This window comes from Pseudomonas sp. GL_117 (assembly GCF_057835125.1).
On record NZ_CM174418.1, the window covers coordinates 315,722 to 329,581 of the forward strand.

Genomic DNA, 13,860 nt, shown 5'->3' on the forward strand with positions numbered 1-13,860 from the left:
TAGTTTTGTTGAATCAGTTGGCGGGTGTTTTTTTGAGAGGAAGAGGGCGGAAGGAAAGCTGATAGTAGGAAAGCGTCCAAAAAATGAAATTGGACGAATTTTGGACGGAGTGGGGTTTTTGGTGGTTTTAGGATGAGTGTTTTTCTAAACCTCAGAAGCCACAAAGCCCTGCATTGCGGGGCTTCGAGATATGGTGCGGCACCAGACGAACGGTATGTTTCGGCGAGAGTAGGTTTTTCGGGCATCTGGAGTTCGCTGGAAAATTCGGCGTACCCCAACTAGTAACTATAAACAAATCAGCTAGTTATGGCGTTCGTTGGAATCGAACTCGGGATTTTTTAGATGTCAGCACGTTGTCGGTCTGCAAGTAATTCAGAGCCGCATACGGAATGGTAAACCTCCCGAATTCGAACGTTGTTGATCATCCCCTCCGTCGAGAATAGGTAGGAATCCGCCAAAAGCTGCCGTGGCGACAGGCAGCAGACGGCCAAATGCTGCCCTCCACGAAGGGCCGCTCTGGGGCGATTGCTGCCTGTGGCGAAGGGTAGCAGTCTAATGTGGATTCAATCGGTCGCCGCAACAGAATGGCGAATTGGCGCTCTTCATGACTTGAGAGCGACTGATTACAAGGAAGGTAATTTAAGCTTATGAATCAGAGGGTTATGAATTTTCTTGGTACACCTGGATTTGCCCGAATGCGCCTATACGGTGAAGCCCCACGCGCCTATCACGTGGGGCCTGTCCTCGATAGTAATGTAAAGGCCATTAATGCCCCCGGCACCATCATGATTACAGTGAGTCTAATTTCGAAGCGATTCTGAGAACTACATTATCAATTAAATAATTTTTATTGGATTCGATGTCTCCTTCCAAACGAGTGTAAATCGATACCAAATCCTTTGGAAAGCCAGGGAAGACAGTGTCATCAAGAATTATAGGTATCACTTCGGACTGCGCGACTCTGACCGTAAAGCAGTCTCGCTCGAACGTCGGCCAGACTTTTTCATAGTGATGTGCATCCAATATCGCGACGACTAGGCGAGATTTCTCAACAAAGATCTCTTTAAAAAGTTTTGCCCACGGGCCACCTAAATAGTTGTCTTCATAATTTTTATCGTAGAAGGATGAGATGTCGAGCTCTGCCAGCTGATCTACAATGAATTTAGCTAGGACCCGATTCTCTCCCGCGAATGAAATGGCTATATCAAACTCGAAGTCTTTCGCGCCATCTCTAAAGCCGCAACGCTGTCGAAGATCATCCCAGTTCAAGTTTTTTAGATAAAAAAACAATGCTGGGTCTTCAAGTGCAAAGTTTTTTGTAGCCGAATCATAATAGAATAATCTTGAGCATGCCTCCTTCCTCTCAAGCAGAACCGTTAGCCTGTGGTCCTTTATATTATTGATGCTGCCCTTAATATCTGGTCTGGAGTTGGCTAGCTCATTTAAATCAACGTTCGAAGACTCTTGCTCTGATATTGCTCTCAGAAGCTTGAAATATGGATCGTTTGATGGTCTAAACCTCCGACCGCGGCAGAACTCACGAACCGGTGCGTCATAATTATGTTTTAGTGTTGCGACTATTAAATCCCTGATATTTGCGTGCTGCCAGGTTACTGTCTTTGTGCTTTGTTGGGATTGGGATATTTCCGCTGCTATGCAGATAGTCTTGCAAATTTGCTGTGTGAGCCAATAGTCGCCGCGACTGTCGGAAATAATTCCATCGTGGTCGGATATTATAATGTTTAGCTGCTTTGAACCTAGGCTGATTATTTCTCGAATGGCTTCTGACGTGCCGGGAGATATTCGATGCACCCCAATTCGTTTGGCGATATCTGGCACAAGTTGAATTAGATCGGAGCCTACCTCATTTATTCCTATGATAACTATTTTGGGAAGGCCCGCCCGATCTTCCCGTTCTGCAACAACCTTCGCAAGGTTAGCTAATCTTTCTTTGGTGGATTTAGGTAGTCTGTGGAAGTCATCGATAACGAATATTTCCGCACCGGATTTTTCTGATATTGCTTCAATTATAGGAAGGTCGTCAGGATTTCTAGGCGTTAAGACTCGGGGAGGATTGTCGGGAAATACATCTGATAACACTTTTTTCAAAGTAGTCGTTTTGCCAGTTCCTGACTGGCCTTCGATTATTACGGGCTTAGCTTCGCGACGTATATCTACCAACAGCGCGGTATAATTTGGGGGTTTTACAAATGTGATTAGCGGAACACCTTCAGTTACGAAAACATCTTCCAGATTTGACGAGCCAGCCATTCTAACGCCTTCCGTGTGCAGATTCATAAGGACGATTAAGACACTGAGTCTATTAAAGAGCAAGCCCTGTTAGCAGAGGAGGCCCAATCGACATGGTGCTATTTCTGTCTTGCCGTTCCATGCAACACGTACGTCTCTCATAACGGGACGTCCGTCAAATGCCTACCCACAGAAAAGGCTACACCGGTTGGTTTTCTGCACCTGCTGGACGCCAGAGTGTGCCGACACACTACATGGACATTTAAATGAAAAGTTTAAAACTGACTAATTTTTCACCCATATTTAAAAGAGTTAGCTCGCTGATCGCTGCCATCAGCGGTCTGGCAGGCATTCTCACGGTCCTACTTGTTTACTACCGGCCGGATCATCAGAATGCGAAATTGGTAGGTCGCTGGGAGAGCGACTATTCATATCCTATCACCGGGGGCACCGCCAGCTTCCAAGGTAAAACTGACCTGTTCCAGCAAGGTAAATGCAATGTGATCGGGGTCATGACGCTGGAAGGCGTGGTAGAGGATAAGCCCTATAAATTCACCTATGAAGTGGTGGGGGCTGGGGTCTGGGCTGGCGACAGCGAGCGGATGTCGGTCTCTCTGACCAATATGAAATCCATGACCAAATCGCTGACCCTCGCTGGTGTCAACATCCCCCCGGAGTTTGCTGTGAGGCTGTCGGGCCAACCTTTGCCAACCCCCAGCGACTCGTACCCAGAGGGCATGTCTGAAAAATATGAATTACAGTCGGTCAGCTCGGATGTGATCGTCCTGAAAACGAAAGACCCGTTCGGAAAACCATTTACCTTCGAGATGCACAGAAAATCCTGATTCGGCCATACCATTTATAAGCTTGGCAGTATCAGCGAATCTGATGTTTACGCAGCCCTACACCTATGATACCAATGTGCCACCTGCCGACTCAGCGTTCGGGACTGTTAAGAAACTCAATACATAAGGATGAATGATGTCTGATTCAGACAGCGCCGCTCTGCGGGTGGCATACCTGAACATTGTTCAGGGGATAATTTCACGCTTGGCCAACAGTTCCTCTGTCATTAAAGGTGCGAGCGTCACCGTGCTTAGCGCATTGCTTGCCTTCGCCGGGGGAGAGCATGTCAAATTTCATGCGTGGATGTTCATTCTGCCAGGCCTGATCTTCATGTGTTATCACGCTTACTTTTTGCAGCAGGAGCGTGCATTCGTGAAGCTTTACAATATTGCTGCGGCCCAACCAATCACCACACAGGTAAGTTTGGTGATTGACGCGGCAAAGATTAATTCAGCGAAGGAGACCTACTGGTCCGTCTTGTTTAGAAAAACTATTTGGGGGTTTCACCTCCCCATGATCGCTGGTTTTGTCATCGTCTTCTGTCTTTCCCCGAGAGGTTGATATGTTTCTGGACCTGCAGATCAATGGATTTTCCGGGGCAAGTTTGAGCGCCACCACTACCGAAATCGCGGAGTTTGAATCCAAAAATGCCAACCTGACTGCCGAGATCGAGCGGTACCTGGTCGACGGCGAGAAGAACCTCAACGCCAAGGCAATCGAAAACCACCTCTTTCCCAAAGTGCATGCTGACGTCTTCATATCGCATGCCCATGCCGATAAAGCACAAGCGATCAACCTCGCTATCGCTTTCCAACGAATCGGGCTCACTGCGTTTGTGGATTCGTGCGTGTGGGGTCATGCGGATGACCTTTTGCTCAAAGTAGACAAGCAATTCAGCGCCAACCGAGAGAAAGAGCACTCGTACTCTTACGAACTGAGGAACCGAACGACATCCAACGTTCACATGATCTTGAATTCAGCCCTGCATGAGATGATCGACCGCTCTGAGTTGCTGATTTTTTTGGATACGGATCAGTCCGTTAAGGTCAAGGATCTCATGGAAGGGGATGAATACCTCTCCTCTCCCTGGATCTTTTCCGAGCTCACGTTTACCAAACGTGCCAGACGCACGCCTAGGAAGACGGCCAAGCTCACATTGGAACATGTATTCAAAGCACACGCGGGGACCGAAGAATATCGCCAGTTTGAGTTCCAGTACGAACTGCCTCAACTTTCCAGCAGCATCTCCTACGTCGAATTCCTAAACTGGATCAGAAACGGCAGCACCCTGACTGCTGGCTGGATCGAGGGGCTTAAGCATCTTGACGTACTCTACAAGCAAGTTGGCGTACCGGCAGAGCTGCTAAAAGATCCTCGGACCTCCGCCTAACCGCTCACGAGAGTCCTGCATGCGAACCGCAATAGTGTGGGAAGCCTCACCACAACATCACAAAATTCTTGTAGAAGACGAGCCTCTCCAGACCATGGATAGGTACCGCCAAGACCGAAGCGACAAAACCGAAGCCGGGGGGATTTTACTGGGATACCGGAAAGGTCCACACCTTCACATCGTCCAAGTTACAGTTCCGCAGTTGACCGATCGGCGCCGCCGCTTCCGATTTGACAGGTCTACTCATCATCAGCAAATCGCCTTGGAACAATGGCATGTTAGTGAAAAGACAATGGATTATCTGGGCGAATGGCACACACACCCAGAAATCAATCCATCTCCTTCAGGCGTCGATATCAATGAGTGGGTCAAGATCACAAATCGGCTAACCAAGCCTATGGCGTTCATGATTTTAGGCCTGACAGGAACTATATGGTTGGGGCTCTCTGTTAACAACGCGCTAATCAAATGCAGCCCAACAACCACCGAGGGGACCTAGCTACTTCGAGGCGCCTGGTGATTAGGTTTCTTAGCCCAGTGCATTCTGTAGCCACCGGCAGCTATTGGCCGTTTTCTGATCTTCGTTTAGAGGTTGAACTGCCAGGATTTTCCTAAGCGATGAGTGAGTAATTGCATGGTCAGCAAATAGTAATAGCGCGTCGATTGAGTGTGCTGGTTTAGGTGGTGATTCAAAAACCACGCAAGGTGTTTTCTCTGCCAAGTCCATGGATTGTCGCGTTGCCAGCGCTCAGCGATCGCTGTTTGGATGGCCTTCGTCTGACGCAAGTGGCGTTGGCGCGTGGTATGCGACCCGGTCAGGACGCCCGCCAGGAACAGATCCATATCGAATGCCGTGCTCATGCGCGACCACCAATGTAAGCGGCCACCACGACGATACGGTTGTGCCCCAGCTCATAGCTGATTTGTAATCGGGCTTGCTGATCGAAACGTCGGTCGAGTTGATAGCAATGGCCACCGTTGATGGGGGCGGGATGGTGGGTGATTTGCTCATAGCGTTCGCACGCATAGGCTGCCCGCAATTCGTGGAAGCCTTTGAGGTTGTACTGATGGAGGATGTCCCGTGCAGGACGGACGATTCCCCGTTGGAAATCGAGGTAGGTTTCGTTCGGTGCAAGTAGGTTGCGGCTACCGTCGGGTGAGACCTGTTCGGCGAATTTCAGCGCCTCGCGAATATGATCATCCGCCCTGATCCAGCGAGGTGCCGAGGCACCTGAGCGGCCCCCCTTGGTGCCATCCTGGATGTTGATCTTGCCGTATTGTTCGGCCTCACGTTTTAAGCGCGGAAGGTCGGCCAAAATGGCCTCACGTAAGCGCACGCCGGTGGCTCGCGCTAATTGAGCGATGGCCGCGACACGCGGCTGCTGGTGTGCGCAAAGCACCTCTACGACCCTCTTCACATGTTCGCGGTCTTGGCCTTGCGGGACCGAACGACGAACACTGGTGCGCCGCATTCCTAGCGCCTTGCTCGGACTCGGTACTTTCACATACTGATCACCGCGAAGCGCTGCCAGGGTCCGATTGACGCTGGACAATCGGTTTTGCGCAGTGGCGATGGTGAGATCGCTGCGCTCAACCAGGTGACGCAGATGCTCCGCGTAATCCAGCAAGGTCTGCCGATCAATCTGCCGTGCATCATTAATTCCCGGGCCATCCTACGACCGACACCAGCGCACGAACCTCTGCCAACGATCACTGTGTGCTTTGACCGTCCCGTAATGTCCACCGCCAAACAGGTCTTTCAGTGCCTGCGGCCCGGCATAGCTCAATTGCCGGCCATAGCCAAAATTACGCCCCTCCCGTCTACCGACCAATCCCATGACCAAACTCCTCTGTAAGCCACACTTGTAAAACCTTCCCCACGTCATCCCGCCAAGAATGTTGAGTGTTATCAGGGATCAAGGCCCCTGCGACCTGTGAGGGTTGTCCACTAACGCGGGACTGGCGGCTCTTTACGACCGGGAGCTTGGGCATCTCATGATCTGGCCTCCTGAGCACTTCCGAGGAAGTGGGCGGGTGGAGACTGCGCTGGCTGACGAGACCGACACCGCGAGATCCTGAGTCAGATGAAGGCAGTGATGCGATCACCGGGGCATGCCTGACTGTCAGTCAGGTGCAGTCCATTCCGTGGGCTGCGGCACGATCATCTGCATCGCTGTTGCTGGTGACCTCGGTGTTTGTCACGCCGATTGTCACGAGGGGGAATGCCACAAAGCCTTGTACGAGTTGGGCTGCAGCACCGGTAGGAGCGCCCGTCTCTTTCCGGGAGAAAGAGACGGGCGCAGGTTGGCGCAAGGAAATGGCCAAGCAGATAGGTTGCTGCAAGGCAGCTATGAAAGGGGGAAGTTGCCGCAGTGGGCACACTGGTAAAAGTAGGCATCCATCACATCGCTGTGAGCGTGCGAGCCGCCGGACGCTAATCGCACTTTGGGAGAACCACCACGGTGTGGCGTAGCCTTAAAGGTTCTGGCTACCTGGGTTGCTGTCAACGACAGCACTTGCCCGATCTTTTCTACGCCTGTGGATAATTTGGGTCAAGGCTCGAATTTTCGGGAACTCTGCAGCTGTGGATGAAATTATCCACCGGTGGAAATCAGTGGTTTTCCACAGACAGTTGCGTGGGCTTTAGATTTTTTAAATGAGGTCCATCCAAGCAGGGCGGCTTTGCAGCCCCGCTTGGATGGACCCGCGTGGAAGGGCGGACTGCGGTGATCTCATTGGCTTACCCACGTTTGGATGCGCCACGGCTATTTTGTAGGGCGGTAATGTTGTCACCGACCGGGTGAGCGAATTCGTGGGGCGTCACATGCCCATGGCGGTTGGCGTCGATGTAGTTGCTCCACCACGCCATGATCAGCCGGCGCTGCTCCAGAAATTCAGCTTTGTGGATATACGCGGCGCGCACACGGTTGCGTTCCTTGTGGCTCATTTGTCTTTCGATGGCTGCGTCGGTCCATAACCCGGACTCAAGCAGGGCGCTACAGGCCATGGTCCTGAAGCCGTGGCCGCACACGTCCTTGCTGGTGTCATAGCCGACGTTGCGGAGCATGGTGTTCACCGTGTTCTCGGACATGGGCTTCCAGTACTTGTGGTCGCCCGGTAGCACTAACTCTGAAAAGCGACTGAGGCTGCGCAGGCGCTCCAGTATTTCGATGACCTGCGGCGATAACGGAACCATTTGAATGTTGCCGTTCATCTTGGTCCCGCGCGTGGAGTTGCGTACCCCTTCAATCGGTGCGCGCGTATCGGGGATTTCCCACATTGCGCGTTGAAGGTCGAACTCACTCCATCGAGCGAAGCGCAGTTCGCTGGAGCGGACGAATACATGCAGAGTCAGCAGCACGGCAAGGCGCGTCAGCTCGCGGCCGTTGTAGTTGTCGATACGGTGTAGCAGTTCGGTAGGCGGTTGAGGGATAGGGCGGGGCGATGGACTGTGCGCGGCGCGTGAATCGAGCCTGCCAGATCCAGTGCAGGATTCATGGTGATCTGCCGAGCCCTTTTGGCCCCGCGCATGATGGTGGATAAGTAGTTCTGTACCCTTAACGCCACATCCATGGTGCCGCGTTCCTTGATGCTCTGGGTGATCTCTAATAGGTCATGGGTATCGAGTTCAGCGATGGGTCGTTGGCCGATCAGCGGAAAGACGTGGGTACGTAGTCGGCTCATCACGGTTTTTGCGTGTCCTTCGGTCCAGCGACGGGACATGTCGGCGTGCCACTCCAGAGCAACGGTTTCGAAAAGCAGTGCCGCCCGCTGGGCTACGATCTTGGCCTTCTTCTTTTCTTCCATTGGGTCGAGGTTGTCGAGCAGCAACGCCTTGGCCTCGTCTCGCTTACGCCGTGCGACGGAAAGGGTAACGATGGGGTAATTGCCGATGATGAGCGTACCTTCCTTGCCGCTGGGCTTGGTGTACTTCAAGCGCCAGGTCTTCACGCCATTGGGTTTGACGAAAAGGTACATGCCGCCGCCGTCGAACAGCTTGTAGGCGCGTTCGCGGGTTTTGGCCGTGCGGCATTGCAGGTCGCTGAGGGGGATCGCTAGACGTGGCATAGGGGTACGCGCTCCTGACCGGGAAATCGCAGTACCCCTAACATACCCTCGGGGAAGGGGGATTTTGTTGGATCCCGACAGAGGGTCTTGGAACGAAAAAACCCGCCAAAGGGCGGGTTTTCGGGGCTTCCAGAGCATTCAGTGGAATGCAATGGAGCCTAATGTGGTGCCGGCACCAGGAGTCGAACCCGGGACCTACTGATTACAAGTCAGTTGCTCTACCAACTGAGCTATACCGGCGTGTTGGGCGACGATTATAGCGACTGCCAAGGTTCTGTAAACCCCTGAAATCTGACTATTTTTGCGAAAACCCCAGTTTTCCCATCGTCACCCGGTATTTCCCCGCAATCACCGCTCGTGCATCGCCTCGGCCCGGGACTTGATGATCGGTTTGAGCAGGTAGCTCAAGATGCTCTTCTTGCCGGTGATGATGTCCACCGAGGCCACCATGCCGGGGATGATCAGCAGTGGCTTCTCGTCCGTGCCCAGGTGGCTGCGGTCGGTGCGCAGTTTGATGATGTAGAAGGTGTTTTTCTTCTCTTCGTCCATCACGGTGTCGGCGCCGATCTGTTCGAGTTTGCCTTTGAGGCCGCCGTAGATGGTGTAGTCGTAGGCGGTGAATTTGATCATGGCTTCCTGGCCGGGGTGCAGGAAGGCGATGTCTTGCGGGCGGATTTTTGCTTCTACCAGGATCGTGTCGTCCAGCGGGACCACTTCGGCCATGTCGCTGCCAGGCTGGATCACGCCGCCGACGGTGTTGACCAGCATCTGCTTGACGATGCCGCGCACGGGCGAGGTGACCATGGTGCGGCTGACGCGGTCTTCCAGGCCCTTGGACGTGGCTTGCGCCTTGCTCAGCAGGGTGCGCGCTTCGTTCAGTTGGGCGAGGGCCTCGCTGCGGAATTTGCCGCGGGTTTCGTCGACTTTGCGTTGCACTTCGTTGATCGCCGCCTGGGCACGGGGGATGGCCAGGGTGGTGCCGTCGAGCATGCCGCGGGTTTCAACTTCCGAGCGCTTGAGGCGCAGGACTTCTACCGGAGAAATTGCGCCCTGGGCGACCAGCGGTTCGGACATGCCGATTTCCTGGCGCAGCAGGTTCAGGCTGTTGCGGTACTGTTCCTGCTTGGAGCTGAACTCGCGTAGCTCCTGCTGGCGTTGCAGCAGCTGTTGTTGCAGCCCGCCCACTTCGTCGGCCAGTTGCTGGCGGCGGCTGGCGTACAGCGATTCTTCGCTCGACACCTGATTGGGCACAGCCTTGCGCGCGGCGTCGGTGATCTTCAGCGGGCGGTCGTCGACTTCCGCGCTGAGACGTTCCACACGCAGTTCCATGGATACGCGTTCGGCTTCGGTTTCGCCGACGTTGGAGGCAAAGCGCGTGTCGTCCAGGCGGATCAGCGGCGCGCCGGCTTCGACGATCTGGCCTTCGTGCACGTAGATCTGGGCGACGATGCCGCCCTCCAGGTTCTGGATCTTCTGGATGCGCGAGGACGGAATCGCCTTGCCTTCGCCCTTGGTCACTTCGTCGATGATCGCGAAGTGGGCCCACAGCAGCAGGAACACGAAAAAGCCGATCACGCCCCAGATGGTCAGGCGCACGATGCGCGGGGCGTCGTCGATCAGGGCTTTTTCGACTTCGGGCAGGGGCTGGCCATCAAGCGAGGCGCTGCCCTTGAAGTAGCGGAAGATCACATCTTTCCAACGGCCTGGGCCGGACTTAAGCAACACTGATCTGTCCCTTTTTCAGCGCTTCCATAACGGCCGCTTTTGGACCGTCCGCGAGTATCTGGCCACGGTCGATCACCAGCAGGCGATCCACCAGGCTCAACAGCGAGGCGCGGTGGGTGACCAGAATCACCGTCTTGTTTTCGATGACGGCTTGCAAGCGCTGTTTCAGGCGCTCTTCGCCAGTGTTGTCCATGGCGCTGGTCGGTTCGTCGAGCAGCAGGATCGGTGGGTTCAGCAGCAGCGCACGGGCCAGGGCGACGTTCTGGCGTTGACCGCCGGAGAGGTTCTGCCCGCGCTCGCCCACCTGCAACTCATAGCCTTGCGGGTGCAGCCTGGCGAACTCGTGCACGCCGGCCAGTTCGGCGGCTTGCAGCACCATTTCGTCGTCCACGTAGCGCGCACCCGAGACCAGGTTGTCACGCAGGGTACCGGCCAGCAGCTGGATGTCCTGGGCGACGTAGCCGATGTTGTGGCGCAATTCGCTGACGTCGATCTGGCGGATGTCTACGCCGTCCACCAGCAACGAGCCGGAGTCCGGCTGGTACAGGCCCACCAGCAGCTTGGCCAGCGAGCTTTTGCCCGAGCCGCTGCGGCCGATGATGCCGATTTTTTCACCGGGACGAACGTTCAGGTTGATCCCGTGCAGGGCCTGGTTCTGCTGGTCCGGGTAGGTGAAATTGACGTCGCGGAAGGTCATCGCGCCTTGCAGCGTTTTACGGCTGAGGGGGCGTTCGTCGAAGTTGCGTTCCTGCGGCAATTCCATCATCTGGTCCACCGAGACCATCGTCACCTTGGCTTGCTGGTAGCGCGTCAACAGGCCCGACAGCTGGGCCAGCGGGCCGAGTGCACGGCCGCTGAGCATGTAGCAGGCCACCAGGCCGCCCATGCTGAGGGTGCCGTCGATGATCTGGTACACACCAAAGATGATCATCGCCACGCCGGCCAGTTGTTGGATCAGCAGCGTGATGTTCATCGCCAGGCCGGACAGCACCTTGACCCGCAGTTCCAGGCGGCTGAGGGTGCCAATGGTTTGTTCCCACTGGTACTGGCGCTCGCTTTCGGCGTTGTTGACCTTCACCGCATCCAGCCCGGCGAGGGTTTCGATCAGGCTCGACTGGCGCTCGGCGCCCAGGGCCATGGTGCGTTCAAGTGTCGCGGTCAGCGGTTTTTGCAGGAAGTGCCCGATACCCAGGGCCAGCGGGAAAGCGACGATGGGAATCCACACCAGGTGGCCGCCCAGCAGCGCGATCACCGCGAGGATGATCAGGGTAAAGGGCAAATCGATCAGGCTGGCGAGGGTCAGGGACGTGAGGAAGTCACGCATCCCCTGGAACTCGTGGATGTTGGACGCATAGCTGCCGACGCGCGCTGGGCGCATTTTCATCGACATGCCGACGATGCGTTCGAACAGCGTCGCGGAGATGATCAGGTCGGTTTTCTTGCCCGCCAGGTCCAGGCACAGGCTGCGCATGCTCTTGAGCAGCAGGTCGAACAGGTAGGCGCCGCAGATACCGATGGCCAGTACCCACAAGGTGGCGGTGGCCTGGTTCGGTACGACGCGGTCATACACGTTCATCACGAACAACGGCGCGGCCAGGGCGATCAGGTTGATCACCAGGCTTGCGGCGATGGCGTCGGCGTACAGCCAGCGTGAACGTTTGAGGGTGTCTTTGAACCACGAGCGTGCGCGTGGAATCAGGGTGCCGCTGGTGACGTCAAATTTGTGCTGTGGCTGGGCGAAGAACACCCGACCACTGTAATCCTGGCTCAGCACTTCTCGGCTGACTTGCACCTCACCGCCGTCGCTTTCGCTGAGCAGCAGGCGGGCGGTATCACCCTCCCAACCCAACAGCACCGCACTGCGGCCTTCCTTTAATAGCAGCAAGGCCGGCAAGGCGATGGACGGGATCTGCTCCAGCTTGCGCTGTAGCAACCGCCCCTGCAAACCCGCCCGGGCTGCTGCGCGCGGCAGCAGATCGGCGCTCATGCGTTGGCCTGCCAGAGGCAGGCCGGTGGTCAGCATGGCCCGGCTGGCGGGCTTGTAATGCAGGGAGCAGAGAGCCAACAACCCATCTAGCAATGGGTCGTCGTGCTGAGTGCGCGGGTCATGGTTGAGTTGCGCCACACCAATTTCAGGATCCAAGCTGACTCTCTCTTAAGCGGTTTTGTGGTTCAACGCCGTCAAGAATCAGTTCATCCCTGGCAGGTTTACCGACGGTTTAATATCGTTTTGCACAACTGATGCCATCGGAGCCACCACGCCCTGACTTCTCAGCAGTTGGCCCATGTCGGCCTTGATACGGTACTGCGTGTAAGTTTGCAGGCTTTTGATCTGTGCCAAGCGCTGCTGGGCGGTGAACAATTCGTTCTCGCTGTCGAGCAAGTCGAGCAGTGTACGCTCACCGAGGCTGAACTGCTGCTGGTACGAGGTCCGTACTTTGGTGCTGCGGTCAACATACTGCTGCGCGATCGGCACTTGCTGGGTGGCGTTGTTGTAGGCGTTCCACGCCAGGCCCAGTTCTTCGTTCAGTTGGCGCAGGGCGTTGTTGCGGATGTCCAGTGCCTGGCTGGCCTGGGACGCCTTCGATTGCAGGCTGGCCTTGTCGCTGCCGCCGTTGAACAGGTTGAACTGCATGTTCAGCATCGCGGAGTAGCCATTTTCATGACCTTCCTGGCCGCCGATGTTGTTGTTGGCCGAACGCTGCAGCACCGCATCAAAACGTGGGTAGAAGGTCGACTTGGCGGCTTCGTACTGCTTCTCGGCAGCGGCGATGTCCGATTCGGCCGAGCGCAATACCGGGCTGTCGGCAACCATCTGGCGGCGTGCTTCTTCCAGGCTGGCCGGCAATTCGGTCACCACGCCCGTGGGCCTTTCAAGTTGGTCCGGTTCCTTGCCGACAACACTGAGGAAGTTGGTGTTTGCGTCAGCCAGGTTGGTCTGCTCGGTGATCAGGTTGTTTTGCGCTTGAGCCAGACGGGCTTCGGCCTGGTCCATGTCCGCCATTCTTCCGACGCCACGGCTGGTGCGCAGTTTGATCTGGTCAAAAATACGTTCGTGGCTCTTCAGGTTGTCTTCTGCCAGTTGCACCATCTCGCGACGGGTCAAGACATCCAGATAAACCTGGGCAACGGTCAGCGCGGTGCGCTCGGAGGTGTTGAGCAGCGCATAACCACGGGAGTTGGCGGTGGCTTGTTGGCGGCCGACTTCATTGACGGTGCCAAAGCCCTGGAACAAATTTTGTTGCAGGCGAATGGTCGACTCGCCGCGGTTCAGGTTCTTCCAGTCATGGCTGTTGCTGTTGGCGCGGGTCGTGGTGTTGTCGGAGCTTTCACGGCCATAGCCGCCCAACAGGTCGACTTTAGGCAGGTAGCCGCCCTGGGCTTCGCGTACCTGATAGTCGGCAGCAATGCGTGCATTAATAGCTGCCTGAATCTCCGGGTGATTTTTCACCGCATCTTGCATGGCTTCGGGCAGGGTTTGGGCCTGGACGAAACTGGCGGCTAAAGCAAACGGCACAGCTTTAAAAAGGTGCAAACGCATTCTGATTCTTCCCCGGGGATGGTTGCCTGAAAAACGCAAC

Annotated in this window: 9 protein-coding genes, 1 tRNA gene and 2 pseudogenes; 4 read left to right on the top strand and 8 right to left on the bottom strand. The window is 55.4% G+C overall.

Annotation, left to right across the window (positions count from 1 at the left end; translation table 11 throughout):
- Nucleotides 1–789 precede the first annotated feature (789 nt).
- Nucleotides 790–2,271 (bottom strand): hypothetical protein, encoded by a 1,482-nt coding sequence (locus AC3ISR_RS01420; protein WP_463983815.1) that lies wholly within the window; start codon nt 2,269–2,271, stop codon nt 790–792.
- Nucleotides 2,272–2,516: 245 nt separating this feature from the next.
- On the opposite strand from AC3ISR_RS01420, the gene AC3ISR_RS01425 reads away from it, so the two are divergent.
- The 4 genes from AC3ISR_RS01425 (at nt 2,517) to AC3ISR_RS01440 (ending at nt 4,985) form a co-directional block, all read left to right on the top strand.
- Nucleotides 2,517–3,095, top strand: a complete 579-nt coding sequence (locus AC3ISR_RS01425) for a hypothetical protein (protein ID WP_463983816.1) — start codon at nt 2,517–2,519, stop codon at nt 3,093–3,095.
- A gap of 136 nt (nt 3,096–3,231) precedes the next feature.
- The gene (locus AC3ISR_RS01430; RefSeq protein WP_463983817.1) at nt 3,232–3,657 is read left to right on the top strand and encodes a hypothetical protein; all 426 of its coding nucleotides are present in this window, start codon (nt 3,232–3,234) and stop codon (nt 3,655–3,657) included.
- A 1-nt stretch (nt 3,658) separates the two neighbouring features.
- On the top strand, nt 3,659–4,486 hold the full coding sequence (locus tag AC3ISR_RS01435) for a toll/interleukin-1 receptor domain-containing protein (protein WP_463983818.1): 828 nt from the start codon (nt 3,659–3,661) through the stop codon (nt 4,484–4,486).
- Between the two features lie 94 nt (nt 4,487–4,580).
- Nucleotides 4,581–4,985: a Mov34/MPN/PAD-1 family protein gene (locus tag AC3ISR_RS01440; RefSeq protein ID WP_489324829.1), complete on the top strand. Its 405-nt coding sequence runs from the start codon at nt 4,581–4,583 to the stop codon at nt 4,983–4,985.
- 86 nt (nt 4,986–5,071) lie between these two features.
- On the opposite strand, the gene AC3ISR_RS01445 is transcribed toward AC3ISR_RS01440, so the two are convergent.
- The 7 genes and pseudogenes from AC3ISR_RS01445 to AC3ISR_RS01475 all read right to left on the bottom strand — a co-directional run bounded on the left by AC3ISR_RS01445 (nt 5,072) and on the right by AC3ISR_RS01475 (nt 13,820).
- Nucleotides 5,072–5,347, bottom strand: coding sequence for a hypothetical protein (locus AC3ISR_RS01445; RefSeq protein WP_463983820.1), 276 nt, complete (start codon nt 5,345–5,347; stop codon nt 5,072–5,074).
- A pseudogene (locus AC3ISR_RS01450) lies at nt 5,344–6,324 on the bottom strand (integrase domain-containing protein). Before AC3ISR_RS01450 ends, AC3ISR_RS01445 begins: the two are co-directional and overlap by 4 nt.
- Nucleotides 6,325–7,226: 902 nt before the next feature.
- Nucleotides 7,227–8,554 (bottom strand): annotated as a pseudogene (locus AC3ISR_RS01455) (tyrosine-type recombinase/integrase).
- Nucleotides 8,555–8,718: 164 nt separating this feature from the next.
- A tRNA-Thr gene (locus tag AC3ISR_RS01460) sits at nt 8,719–8,794 on the bottom strand.
- A gap of 108 nt (nt 8,795–8,902) precedes the next feature.
- Nucleotides 8,903–10,279: an HlyD family type I secretion periplasmic adaptor subunit gene (locus AC3ISR_RS01465; protein ID WP_192298431.1), complete on the bottom strand. Its 1,377-nt coding sequence runs from the start codon at nt 10,277–10,279 to the stop codon at nt 8,903–8,905.
- Nucleotides 10,269–12,422 carry a type I secretion system permease/ATPase gene (locus tag AC3ISR_RS01470; protein ID WP_192298430.1) on the bottom strand — a complete coding sequence of 718 codons (2,154 nt, stop codon included), beginning with the start codon at nt 12,420–12,422 and terminating at the stop codon, nt 10,269–10,271. Before AC3ISR_RS01470 ends, AC3ISR_RS01465 begins: the two co-directional genes overlap by 11 nt.
- Nucleotides 12,423–12,467: 45 nt before the next feature.
- Nucleotides 12,468–13,820: a TolC family outer membrane protein gene (locus AC3ISR_RS01475; RefSeq protein ID WP_192298429.1), complete on the bottom strand. Its 1,353-nt coding sequence runs from the start codon at nt 13,818–13,820 to the stop codon at nt 12,468–12,470.
- Nucleotides 13,821–13,860 lie beyond the last annotated feature (40 nt).

What these genes read in the sequence shown, in the direction of transcription:
- AC3ISR_RS01420 (WP_463983815.1), bottom strand. Translation starts at nt 2,271, where the DNA reads ATGGCTGGCTCGTCAAATCTGGAAGATGTTTTCGTAACTGAAGGTGTT.
- AC3ISR_RS01425 (WP_463983816.1), top strand. Translation starts at nt 2,517, where the DNA reads ATGAAAAGTTTAAAACTGACTAATTTTTCACCCATATTTAAAAGAGTT.
- AC3ISR_RS01430 (WP_463983817.1), top strand. Translation starts at nt 3,232, where the DNA reads ATGTCTGATTCAGACAGCGCCGCTCTGCGGGTGGCATACCTGAACATT.
- AC3ISR_RS01435 (WP_463983818.1), top strand. Translation starts at nt 3,659, where the DNA reads ATGTTTCTGGACCTGCAGATCAATGGATTTTCCGGGGCAAGTTTGAGC.
- AC3ISR_RS01440 (WP_489324829.1), top strand. Translation starts at nt 4,581, where the DNA reads ATGGATAGGTACCGCCAAGACCGAAGCGACAAAACCGAAGCCGGGGGG.
- AC3ISR_RS01445 (WP_463983820.1), bottom strand. Translation starts at nt 5,347, where the DNA reads ATGAGCACGGCATTCGATATGGATCTGTTCCTGGCGGGCGTCCTGACC.
- AC3ISR_RS01475 (WP_192298429.1), bottom strand. Translation starts at nt 13,820, where the DNA reads ATGCGTTTGCACCTTTTTAAAGCTGTGCCGTTTGCTTTAGCCGCCAGT.